Here is a 13,878-nt window from a genome sequence, read left to right on the forward strand (position 1 = left end):
TGGGTAGCGGGCTCAACGGGCGGAAGGGGCGGCGAGTTCGGCCTCACCGTGAGGAACGACGACGGCGGTTTCGGCTGGAGCCGGTCGGCCGAACACCGCCACCATCAGGCCCAGGCCGACCGCGGCACCGACCAGTTGGGCAGCGATGAACGGGGTGACGGAGGCCGGGGCGATCCCCGCGAACGTGTCGCTGAAGGCCCGGCCGATCGTCACCGCCGGGTTGGCGAACGACGTGGAGGAGGTGAACCAATACGCGGCGCCGATGTAGGAGGCCACCGCGACCGGCGTGAAGGTGACGCGATCGGTCCGGGCCAGACCGAAGATCAGCAGGATCAGCCCAGCGGTCGCAACGATCTCGCCCAGCCACAGGTGGCCGGCGGAGCGGTCGTGCGCGGACCACTTCACCAACGGTTCGGCGAACATCGCATTGGCCAGCACCGCGCCGCTGATCGCCCCCGCGATCTGAGCAGGGACGTACACGGCCACGTCCCGTGCGGTGAGGCCGTCGCCACTTCCGCGTCCGACGAACCAAGCGGCAAGCGTGACGACCGGGTTGAAATGGGCGCCGGAAACCGGCCCGAGCAGCGTGATCAGCACGCCCAGACCGAAGACGGTGGCGAGCGAGTTGGCCAGCAGCTGCACTCCGACGTCCTGTGACAGCTCGGTCGCCTGGATGCCGGAGCCGACCACCACCGCGACCAGCGCGGCCGTCCCCACCGCCTCAGCCGCGGCACGCCGTCCCAGCGAGGCACTCACGCGGACGCCCCGGCGGGCTGAGGGGCTGTCAAGAACGCACCCAAGCGGTCCAGGACACCGGGCAGCGCCCAGTAGTAGACCCAGGTCCCACGGCGCTCGCAGTCGATGATTCCGGCCTGGCGCAGCAGCTTGAGGTGATGGGAGATCGTCGGCTGAGACAGCTCGAACGCAGGCGTCAGCTCACACACGCACACCTCGCCGCCCTCCCGCGAAGCGATCATCGACAGCAGTCGCAGCCGTACGGGATCGCCCAGGGCCTTGAACACCTTCGCCAGCTCGGTGGCCTGCCCCTCATCGAGGGGCGCGGTGGCCAGCGCCTGGCAGCAGCCGCCGTCCGTGCCCTGGCCGAGCACCTCAAGTTCTTGTTTCGACATTCCTCTATGTTGACGTTTTTCGATTCAAGGCGCAAGGTTGCATCGACGAACGTCAATACAGGCCGTTCGGGCCCCGCCAGGCCCGTCATCCAGGAGTGAGTCATGAGCGAGCAGTCCACCGATCTGCGCGAGACGGTCCGTCTGCGGTACGCCGCGGCAGCAGTGAAGGTCACCGAGGGCGGTACCGCCTGTTGCGGGCCGCAGCCGGTCGAGATCGACGAGAACCTCGGCTCCACCCTCTACGCCGCCGACGAGCGCGACGCTCTGCCCGCCGAGGCCGTTGCCGCCTCCCTGGGCTGTGGCAACCCCACGGCCGTCGCAGACCTTCACGAGGGTGAACGCGTCCTCGACCTCGGCTCGGGCGGCGGCATCGACGTGCTGCTCTCGGCCCGCCGCGTCGGCCCCACGGGCAAGGCCTACGGCCTCGACATGACCGAGGAGATGCTCGCCCTGGCCCTCACCAACGCGAAGAAGGCGGGCGCGACGAACGTCGAGTTCCTCAAGGGCACCATCGAGGCCATCCCGCTCCCCGGGAACACCATCGACGTCGTGATCTCCAACTGCGTGATCAACCTGTCCACCGACAAGGCCTCGGTGTTCGCCGAGACCTATCGCGTCCTGGCCCCCGGCGGTCGGATCGGCGTCTCCGACGTCGTCGCCGATGACGCCCTCTCCGCTGCCCAGCGTGCGGAACGCGGCGACTACGTCGGCTGTATCGCGGGCGCCCTCTCCTTCGCCGAGTACCGCGAAGGCCTCGAAGCGGCAGGGTTCACGAACATCGAGATCGCCCCCACGCACTCCGTCGCCGACGGTATGCACTCCGCCATCGTCCGCGCCACCAAGCCGGCCGAAACCCCCGCCGGTGCGGCGAAGTCGGCAGACGGCTGCTGCGGCGTCAGCGCCTGCTGCACCCCTGCCGAGTCCTCCGTCGATCCCACCAGCACAGTCGCCCAGGCCAAGGCCGCCTCGGGCTGCGGCTGTCAGGACTAGCGGACGCTACTGCCGTCCGGCAGTTGAGATCACGTCTCCGCGCGGCCCGCGACTCATCCCGTCGGTTCACCGTGCAGCCGTACCGTGCCGAGGATCTTCTGCACGGTCGCGTCGGAGACCTCCTCGGACACGCCCTTGGCTCCGTAGAAGGTCCAGGACACGAAGTCGTCCGCCGAGTTCTTGAAGGCGAAGGTGGTCGCCTTGCCGTCGGAGTCGCACTTGTCCTTCTTGGGGACGCCGGACGAGTACGTCGTCACGAGGCTGCCCTTGATGCCCGAAGCCGTCGTGTAGGCCTTCGGCTCGCCGATCGTGAGCAGCTTCTTCGAAGCGTCCTTCTGGTCCGTGTAGCCGCCGAAGACCCACCAGGCCGAGTCGTTGCGCGCGACGTCGTCGGTGTTCTTGGCGCCGCTCTGCCCCTTGGTGCCCACGGCTGCCAGCGCCGAGTCCTCCTCGTAGCCGTCCTTGTCGGCGTCGGAGGTGCACCACTTCTCCTGGAGGAAGGCGGGAGCGGACATGCCGATCAGTACGGAACCGTCGCCCTTCGCGTCGTCCTCGAAGCCGATGAACGTACCGGGAGTCTGGACCTCCCACTCGGCCGGAACGTCGAACGCCGTGCCCCACTTGGGGTTGACCACGACCTTCCAGCCCGCGATCGTCGCCTTCTCCTCGTCGCCGCCGCGCGGGTTGTCGTCACCGCCGCTCGCGCTCGGCGACGTGGAGGCGGACGCCGTGGTGGTGGGGGACTTGGACGGGTCGCCACCGGCGTTGTCCTCCTTGTCGCCGCCGAGGACGAGGAAGCCGGTGACACCTGCGGCGATCACCACAGCGGACGCCGCGACTATCGCCGTGATCTTGGTTTTGTTCCCTCCACCGCCCCCGGCACCCGAACCGCCGGGCGCTTGCGGCGCCCCGAGAGGCTCCGATGGAACCCCCCACTGAGGCTGCCCCGGCTGCTGTCCGTACGGGTTGGGCTGCGGATACCCCGTCTGCTGGTATCCGGGCTGTTGGTACGGATTCGGCTGCTGGTACCCCGGCTGCTGGTACGGGTTCTGGTCCTGCGGGTTCTGCTCGCCCCCGGGCGGCTGCTGTCCTGGCCACATGGGCCCTCACCTTAGTGCCGCCTGTGACTCGTTTCGGTCACTGTGTCTCGTCAGCCATGTACCGGATCAGGAGTCCGACGGGGCGTCATGGAGACGTACGGTGGCGAGAATTCTCCGTACCGTCGCGTCCGGCACCTCGGCGGACACCCCCTTGGCTCCGAAGAACTCCCACGACACGATGTCGCCGGAGGGGGCCAGGAAGGAGAACACGGCGGCCTTCCCGTCCGTGGCACACTTTTTCGATTTCTTCACACCCGCCGACGAGGCGGTGGCCAGACTGCCCGCGATACCGGACTTCGTCGTGTACGACTCCACCGCACCGGCAGTGACCAGCTTCTTGTCGGGCTGGGTGTAGGCGCCGTAGACCCACGTCGCCGCGTCGTCGCGGGCGGCCTCCGCGGGGCTCTTCGCCCCGTTGTTGCCCTTGGTGCCGACGGCCGCGAGCGCCGAGTAGTCCTCGTGTCCGTCCTTGTTCTCGTCGGAGGCGCACCACTGCTCCTTCAGGATGGCGGGGGCCGCGACACCGATGAGGGGCTTCTCCTCGGGGTCGTCGTCCTCCGCGACGTAGGTGACCCAACTGGTCGACTTCAGCGCCCACTCCGGGGGAACGTCGAACGCGATGCCGCGCTCGGGGTTCACCACGGTCTTCCACCCGGCGACGGTCGGCTTCTCGTCGTCGGTGCCGCGTGGATCACTCGCCGGACTCGACTGCTGGGACGGGGAGTTGGTCAGTTGGGGAGCGGCTTCGTCGTCCTTGCCGCCGCCGCCGAGTACGGCGAATCCGGTCACCCCGGACGCGACTACGACGGCTGCGGCCGCAACGATCGCGATGACCTTCGTCCGCCCGCCGTTGTCCTCCGGTGGGGGTGGGACCGGAGCGGTCGCGGGGACCGTCGGGGCGTTCCAGGGGCCCGGGGGCTGTTGGTACGGGTTGGGCTGCCCGTATCCGGGTTGGTGATACCCCGGCTGCTGATACGGATTCGGCTGCTCGCCGTGCTCGGGACTCCGCTGATTGTGCGGACCCCGCCCGCCCCCTGGCGGCTGTTCTTCTGGCCACATGCGGCGCAACGATACGGCGATCATCGACCGGTACTGGTCAAGAATTGCTACTCGTGGGTAACATGCTGGTTATGAGCGCAGACCAGATGTCGATCGGCGAGATGCTCGCCGCCACCGTGCCGATGGCCCGGACGCTGAACCTCGAGTTCGTGGAGACCACGCCGGAGAAGGCCGTGGTGGCCCTTCCGGACCAGGGCGATTACCACAACCATGTCGGCGGGCCGCACGCCGGAGCGATGTTCACGCTGGGGGAGTCGGCGAGCGGGGCGATCGTCCTCGCCGCGTTCGGGGAGCAGCTGTCGCGCGCCGTGCCGCTCGCCGTCAGCGCCGAAATCGCGTACAAGAAGCTCGCGATGGGACCCGTCACGGCCACCGCGACGCTCGGCCGCCCCGCCGTCGACGTCATCGCCGAACTCGACGCCGGCCAGCGTCCCGAGTTCCCCGTCGCCATCGCCATCCGGCGCGGTGACGGAGCGGTGACCGGCGAGATGACCGTCGTCTGGACGCTGCGCCCGAACAGCTGAGCCGAGCGTCATGCGTGGAGCCCTGGCCAGGGAGTACGGCAGTACTGCCTGGCCAGGGCTCCGGTAGTGCGGGGGTTGCACCGGTCACTTCGCCGTCCCGCACGCGGGTCCTGTTGGGTTACGCCCTCGACAGCCGCACGAACCAGCGTGGTGACGGCTGAGGTCGCGTCTCGCCGTCGTACGGGGCCGCGTCGAGTACACGCGTACGACGGACACCGGCACTTCGTTCGCGCCGGTCACCGAGGCCACTGGGGCAACCCCTGAGCCGTACTCCGCACGAGCCCGCCGGCGTCGCCGCGAGGCCACGGGCGGCCCACCGTCCGCCCGTCCCGTTCGCTTCTTGTCGCGCCGCCCGGCTTTTCTGTTCACTTCATTGACACGAGTCACCTCCGGTCATAGTTTTCGCGCCGTACCCGTGGTGCCTGACGGCGTGTCAAGTCGGCTCTGGCGCATAGTGCGTTCAAGGGCTGAACGCGAGCGCCGTTGGCACGTGTACATGCGGTCCACAACGACGTGCCCGCGCACCGAAGGAGTGACGGCTCATGTCCCACACCTTTTCCCGGCGATCGGCCCTGCGGCTGCTGGGCGGCGCCATCGCGGTCGCCGCGGCGGCCACTACCGGTTCCGCCCCGCTCGCCCATGCGGAGAGCAGATCCGGCGCCGGCCCTCGCGTAGAGGGTTTGATCAGCAAACTCACACTTGACGAGAAGATCTCCCTGCTGCACGGAGCCACCGACCCCGCCTCCCTCGGCCAGGCCGGATACGTGCCCGGAGTCCCCCGCCTCGGCATCCCCCCGCTCCGCCTCGCCGACGGCCCTGCCGGTGTCCGAGTCACCCTGCACGCGACAGCCCTGCCCGCCCCCGTCCTGCTCGCCTCCGCGTTCGATCCCTCGCTCGCCCGCCGCTACGGCCAGGTCATCGGGCGCGAGGGCCGCGCCCTCGGCCAGGACGTGCTGCTCTCCCCGATGGTCAACCTCATCCGCACCCCGTACGCGGGCCGCAACTTCGAGACGTTCAGCGAGGACCCGCTGCTCTCCGGCGACCTGGTCGCGGCCGAGATCCGCGGCATCCAGGGCGAGGGACTCATCGCCACCGTCAAGCACTTCGCGCTGAACAACCAGGAGAAGGACCGCATGTCCGTCGACGTGCGGGTCGACGAGCAGACCATGCACGAGGTCGAACTGCGCGGCTTCGAGGCGGCCATCGGGGCCCGCTCGGGCGCGGTGATGGGCGCGTACAACAAGGTCAACGGCACCTTCGCCTGCGAGAACAAGGCGCTGCTCACCGACGTCCTGCGCGACCGGTGGGGCTTCGAGGGCTGGGTGATGACCGACTGGTTCGCCGCCCACAGCACCGCGGCAGCGATCACCGCGGGCCTCGACATGGAGATGCCGGACGGCACCTACTTCGGGGACGCGTTGAAGAAGGCCGTGCAGAACGGCGGCGTCTCCGAGACCTACGTGGACCGGGCCGTACGCCGCGTCCTCGCGGTGATGGACCGCTTCGGGCTGCTCGACGGCAGCGTCCCGCCCCGCCCCGGCCGTGACCCGGAAGCGGGCGCGGCGGTCGCCCTGGAGGTCGCCAAGGCGGGAGCGACACTCCTGCGCAACGAGCGCCGGACCCTCCCGCTGACCGGCGGCAGCATCGCGGTGATCGGCCCCACCGGCTCCCTCCCGTTCGTCAGCGGCGGCGGCAGCGCCCATGTCGTCCCCGACCGCGCCGACAGTCCCCTCGACGCCATCAAGTCCCGCGCGGGACGCGGCGCGAAGGTGTCGTACGCGCTCGGCGAGGACCTCTTCGGCAAGGCGATTCCCGGTGGCGCGCTCACCGCGGGCGTCGACACCGAGGCGCAGGGCGTCGCCGCCGGGCAGACCTGGACGTACGACGGGACGCTCACGGTCGCGGACGCGGACGAGTGGACCTTCGTCATCCACTACTCGGGCGAGCGGCCCAAGGTGTTCGTCGACGGCGAGGACCTCTTCCCCGTCGCGCCCGGGTACGGCGAGTTCTTCCAGGGCGGACTCGTCACCGCCGCCCCCGACGGCCTGTCCGTGCGCCGCAAGACGCTGAACCTGGCCAAGGGCGCGCACAAGATCGAGATCACCGCGAAGGGCGGGACCGGCGGGCAGCTCTTCCGGCTGCGGCGCAGCACCGGCGCGACCCGCGCGCAGGACGTCGCCGAGGCGGTCCGAGCCGCGCGCGCCGCGCACAGCGTCGTCCTCTTCGCCTACGAGGACGCCACGGAGGGCCAGGACCGTACGACCCTCGCGCTCCCGGGCCACCAGTCCGAGCTGATCGAGGCGGTGACGGCGGTGAACCCCCGTACGACCGTCGTCCTCAACACCTCCTCCTCGACCTCCATGCCCTGGCTGCGGCGTACGGCCGCCGTGCTCCAGATGTACTACCCGGGCCAGGAGGGCGCGGCCGCCACCGCCGCCGTCCTGTTCGGCGACTGCGATCCCGGCGGACGCCTCACCCAGTCCTTCGCGGTGGACGACGACCACCACCCGGTCGCCGGCGACCCGCGCCGCTATCCGGGCGTCGACGGCACGGAGGAGTACTCGGAGGGCATCCACGCCGGCTACCGCTGGTACGACGCCGAGGGTGTGCGCCCGCTGTTCCCCTTCGGGCACGGACTGTCGTACACCTCCTTCGCATACGACGACCTGCGCGTACGCCGGTCCCGTCGCGGCCTCGAAGCGAGCTTCACCGTGCGCAACACCGGGCGGCGCGAGGGCGTCGGGGTCCCGCAGGTCTACGTCGGCCCGTCTTCGGATCTGCAACTCGACCAGGCGGTGCGGGTGTTGGGCGGATACCAGCGGCTCACGCTGCGGGCGGGGGAGCGGCGCCGGGTCACCGTGGTCGTCGAGCGGCGCACGCTCTCCTCCTGGGACACGAAGCGGCACGACTGGGTGCTCGGCACCGGGCGCCGCACCCTGTGGGTGGGGGCGTCGTCGCGGGATCTGCGGCTGCGGACGACCGCTGAGGTGAGTGCGTGATGCGTCGACTGCTCGTCGGGCTCACCGCCCTCGCGGCCGTTCTCGCCGTCTCGGCGCCCGCCCAGGCCGGGGGCAGGCCGCACGCTCTCGTGCGAACGGACGCGGGCTGGGTCCGTGGCGAAACCACCGCCGAGGGGCGGCAGTTCCTCGGAATTCCGTACGCGCAGCCGCCCGTCGGGGGCCTCCGCTGGAAGAACCCGAAGCCCGTTGAACCGTGGAAAGGTGTGCGTACCGCACGGGACTTCGGCAACCGGTGTGTCCAGACGGCGAGTTGGGACCCCGGCTACGAACAGCCCAGCCACACCGAGGACTGCCTCGACCTCAATGTGTACGTCCCCGAAGGCGCCGGACGGCGTCCGGTGATGGTCTGGCTGCACGGCGGCGGGCTCACCGCGGGCGCCGGTGAGGACATCGTGCCCGACACCTTCGCCCGGCAGACCGGCGCGGTCGTCGTCACCGTCAACTACCGCCTCGGCGCGATGGGTTTCCTCGCCACGGCAGGACTCGACGGCGAGGCGCGCGACGGGGTCTCCGGCAACTTCGGCATGCTCGACCAGCAGGCCGCGCTGCGCTGGGTTCGCTCCAACATCGGCCGCTTCGGGGGTGATCCGGGCCGCGTCACCATCGCGGGCGAGTCGGCCGGCGGCCGCTCTGTCTGTACGCAGATGGCCTCGCCGACCTCAAAGGACCTGTACCGCGCGGGAATTGTCGAGAGCGGCGCCTACGCGAACTGCGCGGCGCGCACCCACGGGCCGGCGGTCGAATCCGGGGCGGCCTTCGCGAAGAAGGTGGGCTGCGCCGATCTCTCGCTCGCGTGTCTGCGCGGCAAGTCCTCCGCCGAGATCCTCGCGGCGCAGGCCGGCTTCGACTGGGGTCCCGTGGTCGGCGGCGACTTCCTGCCCGTGCAGCCCTTCGAGGCGTACGCGAAAGGCGCGGCCTCCGGGGTTCCCGTACTGAACGGGGCGAACAAGGACGAGGGCCGGATGTTCGCCTTCGCCCAGTTCGACGCGGGCGGGACGCCTCTCACGGCCGAGCGGTATCCGGCCGTGGTGACGGACGCCTGGGGCGCTGACCTGGGTGAACGGGTGATCCAGCGCTACCCGCTCGCCGGCTACCCCTCTCCGACCATCGCCTACGGCACCGCCTTCGGCGACTACCTGATGGCGTGCCCTGCGCTCCGGCTGAACGGCGCCCTCGCGACCCGCGGCCCGGTCTACTCGTACGAGTTCGCCGACCGCACCTCCCCGCCCTTCGCCTCCCTGCGCGAGCTGGACACGGACTTCGACTTCGGGGCGACGCATGTCAACGAGGTGCAGTACCTCTTCAAGCACTTCGGGCTCGAGACGCCGCTGAACGCCGAGCAGCGGGTGCTGTCGCGGCAGATGGTGCAGTACTGGGGGTCCTTCATCCGCGGAGGCGTGCCGCGTGCGGACGGACAGCCCGCGATGCCCGACCGCTCCGAGCTGGTGCTCTCGCTGCGGACCGCGTCCGGGGGCGGGAACTCCCTGAGCGCGACCGTCCATCAGGAACACCAGTGCGACCTGTGGGACGCGGCCGTACTCCGCTGACGGGTAGGCTTCCCGGCGTGCGCGCGGCTCGCTTCGCGCGCACGCCGGGAATGCAGGTACGCGAACGGGAGGATCCGGCGTTGCACGTCCAGGAATGGCTCGAGACGGTGCCCGCGGTCGCCATCTACGCACTGGTGGGGCTGGTCATCGGCCTGGAGAGCCTGGGCATCCCGTTGCCAGGCGAGATCATCCTGGTCTCCGCGGCGCTGCTCTCCTCGCAGCACGGCGGGATCAACCCGGTCATCCTCGGTGCGTGCGCCACCGTGGGCGCGATCGTCGGTGACTCCATCGGCTACGCCATCGGCCGCAAGGGCGGACGACCACTGCTCGCCTGGCTGGGCGCCAAGTTCCCCAAGCATTTCGGTGAGGCGCACATCGCGACGGCCGAGCGGTCCTTCGAGAAGTGGGGCATGTGGGCCGTCTTCTTCGGCCGCTTCGTCGCCCTGCTGCGGATCTTCGCGGGCCCGCTCGCGGGCGTGCTGAAGATGCCGTACTGGAAGTTCCTGATCGCCAACGTCCTCGGCGGGATCATCTGGGCCGGCGGCACCACCGCGGTCATCTACTACGTGGGCGTGGTCGCCGAGGACTGGCTCAAGCGCTTCTCGTACCTCGGTCTGGTCGCCGCGGTGCTCATCGGGCTCGCCTCGATGCTGGTCGTGCGCCGCAAGGCGAAGAAGGCGGCGGCCCAGCACGAGGCGGCCGAACGCGAGGCGGCCGAGCCGGGCGCCGTCCCGGCACCCGCCGCCGACTGATTCGAACCGGACCAGACCAGCAGACCGGCCCGGTTCACGCCGGGCCGGACCCGGTCACTTCTCCTCGTGCACCGCGCGGTGCGTCTTCGCCCGCTCCACGTACCAGGCGCCGTTCAGCGAGATGCCCTCGCGCTCCTCGTCGGTCAGCTCCCGCTTGACCTTGGCGGGTACACCCGCGACCAGCGAGCCAGGGGGCACCCGCATGCCCTGCGGCACCAGCGCCTGCGCGGCCACCAGTGAACCGGCGCCGATCACCGCGCCGTTGAGGACCGTCGCGCCCATCCCGATCAGGCAGTCGTCCTCGACGGTGGCGCCGTGGATCACGGCGTTGTGCCCGACGGAAACGCGCTCGCCGACCGTGAGGGGGAAGCCCGGGTCGACGTGGAGCGTGCAGTTGTCCTGGATGTTGCTGTCGGCGCCGACGACGATCGGACCACCGTCGGCGCGCAGCACCGCGCCGTACCAGACGCTTGACCCCGCGTGCAGGGTCACCTCGCCGATCACCACGGACATCGGGGCCACGAAGGCATCCTGGTCCACCTTCGGATCCTTGCCGCCGATCCCCGCGATCAGCGCCTGCTGCGTCATCACCGTCTCCTCCTCGTCGGTACTCCGGCACCGTATGCCATCGGTGCCGGGCCGGGTGGGGCGAAGATCACAGCCGTACGACCTCATCGGCGCACGAGGTGCTGAGTACCGTGAGCGGGTGCCCACGAGCAAGAACACGTTCTCATCATGGCGGCGCCACCTCGCTCAGCGTGCCGTCCACGCGGGCTGGGCCTGGGTGCAGCGCACGGGTGCGGTGACGGCCGAACACCCGGGACGGCTCCGCTTCGGCGCGATAGGAACGAGTACCAGGCTGGCCTTCCCGCTCGGCACGGTCTTCGGCGAACCCTGGATCCACCTCGGTTCCCACTGCATCGTCGGCGAACAGGTCACACTGACCGCCGGTCTGATGCCCGACCTCGACCTCGGACCCGACCCGATCCTGCGCATCGGCGACGGTGTGGTGCTGGGCCGCGGCAGTCACGTCATCGCCGACACGACGGTCACGATCGGCAGCGACTGCTACTTCGGGCCGTATGTGTACGTCACGTCCACGAACCACTCGTACGACGATCCGCAGGTGCCCATCGGGAAGCAGTGGCCGCGGATGGAACCGGTGGAGATCGGGCCGGGCTGCTGGATCGGGACCGGGGCGGTGATCCTGCCGGGTGCGCGGATCGGGCGGAACGTGGTGGTGGCGGCCGGTGCGGTGGTACGAGGTGAGGTGCCGGACCACGCGGTCGTGGCGGGCGCTCCCGCACGGGTCGTACGGCGCTGGGACCCGGTGAACGGGTGGCAGCCGCCGCTGCGGACGCCGGCGCCGGTGCCGATCCCCGACGGGGTGACGCCGGAGCAGTTGTCGGCGCTGTCGGGGCTCGACGAGGAGACGGCGGCGCGTCTGGCGGAGCTGGACCTGGAGTCTCAGGGCGCGCCCGGGGACGTACGCACCGAGACCTGACTCAGCCCGTCGCCAGCAGGACCGTGCCGACCAGGGCGAGGCCCGCGCCCGCTGCCTGGACGCCGCGCAGCCGTTCGCTGAGGATGCCGCGCGCGGCCAGGGCCGTGACCACCGGATACAGCGAGGCGAGGACGGCGGCGACGGTGACCGGGCCGTGCTGGGCGGCGATGGAGTACGTGCCGTTGGCCGCGACATCGGCGAGGCCTACGAAGGCGAGCGCGGGGAGCAGGGCCCAGGGGAAACCGCCCTCGGGGAGGGCCCGGGCGCCGCGCTTCACGGAGACGAAGAGGGCGGTGCCGCCCGCCGCCACATTGGTCACGCGCTGCACGAACAGGGCGAGGAAGAGGCCGGTGAGGCTCGTCGAGGCCTCCGCGATCAGCGACATCACCGCGCCGAAGCCGAAGGCGGCGAGGAGAGTGAGCAGTACCGCCTGCCGCTGCACCGGGGCGCCCCTGAGCTGCGGACCGCCCGCCAGCAGGACGCCCACGACGGCGACCGCGATACCCGCGAACTGGAGCAGCCCCGGGCGCTCGCCGAGGACCAGGCCCACGCCGACCGGCACGGCGACGCCCAGCGAGCCGAGCGGCGAGACGACGCCCATCGGGCCGAGGGCCAGCGCTTTGTAGAAGGCGAGCATCGCGACCGGACCGACCAGGCCCGCGGCCACCGCGAACCACAGTTGCGGGCCGGCCTCGCTCCAGCCGCCGGTGGCGAGCACGACCGTGCCAAGGACGGTGGCCGCGATCGTCTGCGAGGCGACGACCACCGTGAGGGCGGGCATACGTCGGGTCAGCAGCCCTCCGCCGAAGTCGGCCATGCCCCACAGGAGGCTGGTGGCCAGGGCGAAGAGTGCTGTCACGGGGTGCCTCGCAGTACAGTTCGGTGAACGATCCGGTGCACTACACGATAGTTCACTGTATTGAACTCTGTCATTCAAAATATTGGACGGAATGTGTCGGACCTCGACCTCCTGACCCAGTCCCTGGCGCGCAACGTCAAGCGCTGGCGCACCGAGCGCGGCTTCACCCTGGACACGCTCGCCGCCCGCGCCGGAGTCAGCCGCGGCATGCTGATCCAGATCGAGCAGGCCAGGACCAACCCCAGCCTCGGCACCGTCGTCAAGATCGGCGACGCGCTCGGCATCAGCATCACGACCCTCCTGGACTACGAGCAGGGTCCCAAGGTCCGGATCGTCCCGGCGGACCAGGCCGTACGGCTGTGGCACACCGACGCCGGCAGCTACAACCGGCTGCTCGCGGGCACCGAGGCGCCGGGACCGCTGGAGATGTGGGACTGGCGGCTGATGCCGGGCGAGGGCAGCCCCTCCGACCCGCACCCCACCGGCACCGTCGAACTCATCCATGTCACGGAGGGCGAGCTGACCCTCACCGTCGACGGCGCCGAACACCGCGTCCCGGCGGGCGCCAGCGCCTCGTTCGAGGCCAACACCCCTCACACGTATGGCAATGACGGCGATGTGCCGATGGAAATGATCATGACGGTGTCGGTGCCGGGCGTGCACTGAGACACCCGACCGGGCGCTCGGGCACGGCTGTTAGCGTGCCGTCATGCGCGCACCCATCGGAGACTTCGACCACGCCACACCCGCCCCCGACTGCCTCGGCGAACTCATCGGCCCGGTCGCCGACGCCGTACGCGACTGGCGCGGAGACATCCCCGCCGACCGGATCGTCTACGTCGACACGGACCCCGACTGGGCCGACACCGCCACCTTCGTCGAGCACTACGGCAAGGAACTGCTCGACCAGTCCGCCAACTGCGTGGTCGTCGCCGGCAAGCGCGGCGGCGAGACCACGCTCGCCGCGTGTGTCGTCCTCTCCGCGACCCGCGTCGACGTCAACGGCGTCGTCCGCCGCCAACTCGGCGCCCGCAAAGCCTCGTTCGCACCGATGGACATCGCGACCGGGGAGACCGGCATGGAGTACGGCGGCATCACACCCATCGGACTCCCCGGCGACTGGCCGGTGTTGGTCGACTCGGCGGTAGTCGACCTGCCGTACGTGCTGGTCGGAAGCGGACGGCGACGCGGGAAACTCCTGGTGCCGGGCAAGGCGTTCGCGGAGCTGCCCAATGTGGTGGTGCTGGATGGGCTCGGCGTCGCCTGACGGTGGTGTCATGTGCCTGTGTCAGGTGGGGCCGGGCTCGTCCGGTGCAGGGCGGGCGCCTTTGTGGTGCTGCCGAATGTGGTGGTGCGGGAGGGCGTGGTGTTGCCTGACGGTGGGTCAGGCGGT

The 13,878-nt window shown here is 70.4% G+C and carries 14 protein-coding genes; 8 read left to right on the forward strand and 6 right to left on the reverse strand.

Annotation, left to right across the window (positions count from 1 at the left end; translation table 11 throughout):
* Nucleotides 1-12: 12 nt before the first annotated feature.
* Nucleotides 13-756 (reverse strand): aquaporin, encoded by a 744-nt coding sequence (locus tag OG266_RS39140; protein WP_371551601.1) that lies wholly within the window; start codon nucleotides 754-756, stop codon nucleotides 13-15.
* Nucleotides 753-1,130 (reverse strand): ArsR/SmtB family transcription factor, encoded by a 378-nt coding sequence (locus OG266_RS39145; RefSeq protein WP_371551603.1) that lies wholly within the window; start codon nucleotides 1,128-1,130, stop codon nucleotides 753-755. Before OG266_RS39145 ends, OG266_RS39140 begins: the two co-directional genes overlap by 4 nt.
* Before the next feature lie 102 nt (nucleotides 1,131-1,232).
* Between OG266_RS39145 and arsM the strand changes: the two genes are divergently transcribed.
* Nucleotides 1,233-2,120 carry an arsenite methyltransferase gene (arsM, locus tag OG266_RS39150; RefSeq protein ID WP_371551605.1) on the forward strand — a complete coding sequence of 296 codons (888 nt, stop codon included), beginning with the start codon at nucleotides 1,233-1,235 and terminating at the stop codon, nucleotides 2,118-2,120.
* A 53-nt stretch (nucleotides 2,121-2,173) separates the two neighbouring features.
* On the opposite strand, the gene OG266_RS39155 is transcribed toward arsM, so the two are convergent.
* On the reverse strand, nucleotides 2,174-3,220 hold the full coding sequence (locus OG266_RS39155) for a hypothetical protein (protein ID WP_266468244.1): 1,047 nt from the start codon (nucleotides 3,218-3,220) through the stop codon (nucleotides 2,174-2,176).
* Nucleotides 3,221-3,286: 66 nt separating this feature from the next.
* Nucleotides 3,287-4,279 (reverse strand): hypothetical protein, encoded by a 993-nt coding sequence (locus OG266_RS39160; RefSeq protein ID WP_371551608.1) that lies wholly within the window; start codon nucleotides 4,277-4,279, stop codon nucleotides 3,287-3,289.
* 71 nt (nucleotides 4,280-4,350) lie between these two features.
* Here OG266_RS39160 and OG266_RS39165 point away from each other — a divergent pair, with 71 nt between their 5' ends.
* From OG266_RS39165 to OG266_RS39180, 4 genes are all read left to right on the forward strand, one after another.
* Nucleotides 4,351-4,803, forward strand: a complete 453-nt coding sequence (locus OG266_RS39165) for a DUF4442 domain-containing protein (protein WP_266468250.1) — start codon at nucleotides 4,351-4,353, stop codon at nucleotides 4,801-4,803.
* Nucleotides 4,804-5,345: 542 nt separating this feature from the next.
* On the forward strand, nucleotides 5,346-7,802 hold the full coding sequence (locus OG266_RS39170; RefSeq protein ID WP_371551609.1) for a beta-glucosidase: 2,457 nt from the start codon (nucleotides 5,346-5,348) through the stop codon (nucleotides 7,800-7,802).
* Complete coding sequence (locus OG266_RS39175) at nucleotides 7,802-9,370, forward strand: carboxylesterase/lipase family protein (RefSeq protein ID WP_371553123.1); 1,569 nt, start codon at nucleotides 7,802-7,804, stop codon at nucleotides 9,368-9,370. Before OG266_RS39170 ends, OG266_RS39175 begins: the two co-directional genes overlap by 1 nt.
* Before the next feature lie 80 nt (nucleotides 9,371-9,450).
* Complete coding sequence (locus OG266_RS39180; protein WP_266470910.1) at nucleotides 9,451-10,122, forward strand: DedA family protein; 672 nt, start codon at nucleotides 9,451-9,453, stop codon at nucleotides 10,120-10,122.
* Between the two features lie 54 nt (nucleotides 10,123-10,176).
* Here the strand turns inward: OG266_RS39180 and OG266_RS39185 are convergent, their stop codons facing one another.
* Nucleotides 10,177-10,710, reverse strand: coding sequence for a gamma carbonic anhydrase family protein (locus tag OG266_RS39185; RefSeq protein ID WP_266468254.1), 534 nt, complete (start codon nucleotides 10,708-10,710; stop codon nucleotides 10,177-10,179).
* 118 nt (nucleotides 10,711-10,828) lie between these two features.
* Between OG266_RS39185 and OG266_RS39190 the strand changes: the two genes are divergently transcribed.
* Nucleotides 10,829-11,626, forward strand: a complete 798-nt coding sequence (locus tag OG266_RS39190) for an acyltransferase (protein ID WP_266468255.1) — start codon at nucleotides 10,829-10,831, stop codon at nucleotides 11,624-11,626.
* Between the two features lies 1 nt (nucleotide 11,627).
* Here the strand turns inward: OG266_RS39190 and OG266_RS39195 are convergent, their stop codons facing one another.
* Nucleotides 11,628-12,485 (reverse strand): EamA family transporter, encoded by an 858-nt coding sequence (locus OG266_RS39195; protein WP_371551612.1) that lies wholly within the window; start codon nucleotides 12,483-12,485, stop codon nucleotides 11,628-11,630.
* 93 nt (nucleotides 12,486-12,578) lie between these two features.
* On the opposite strand from OG266_RS39195, the gene OG266_RS39200 reads away from it, so the two are divergent.
* Together OG266_RS39200 and OG266_RS39205 are read left to right on the forward strand one after the other, a co-directional pair.
* Nucleotides 12,579-13,151 (forward strand): helix-turn-helix domain-containing protein, encoded by a 573-nt coding sequence (locus tag OG266_RS39200; protein ID WP_371551613.1) that lies wholly within the window; start codon nucleotides 12,579-12,581, stop codon nucleotides 13,149-13,151.
* 43 nt (nucleotides 13,152-13,194) lie between these two features.
* Complete coding sequence (locus OG266_RS39205) at nucleotides 13,195-13,752, forward strand: YbaK/EbsC family protein (RefSeq protein ID WP_371551615.1); 558 nt, start codon at nucleotides 13,195-13,197, stop codon at nucleotides 13,750-13,752.
* The last annotated feature ends 126 nt before the right edge of the window (nucleotides 13,753-13,878 follow it).

It is taken from the genome of Streptomyces sp. NBC_00554 (genome assembly GCF_041431135.1).
Classification (GTDB): Bacteria; Actinomycetota; Actinomycetes; order Streptomycetales; family Streptomycetaceae; genus Streptomyces.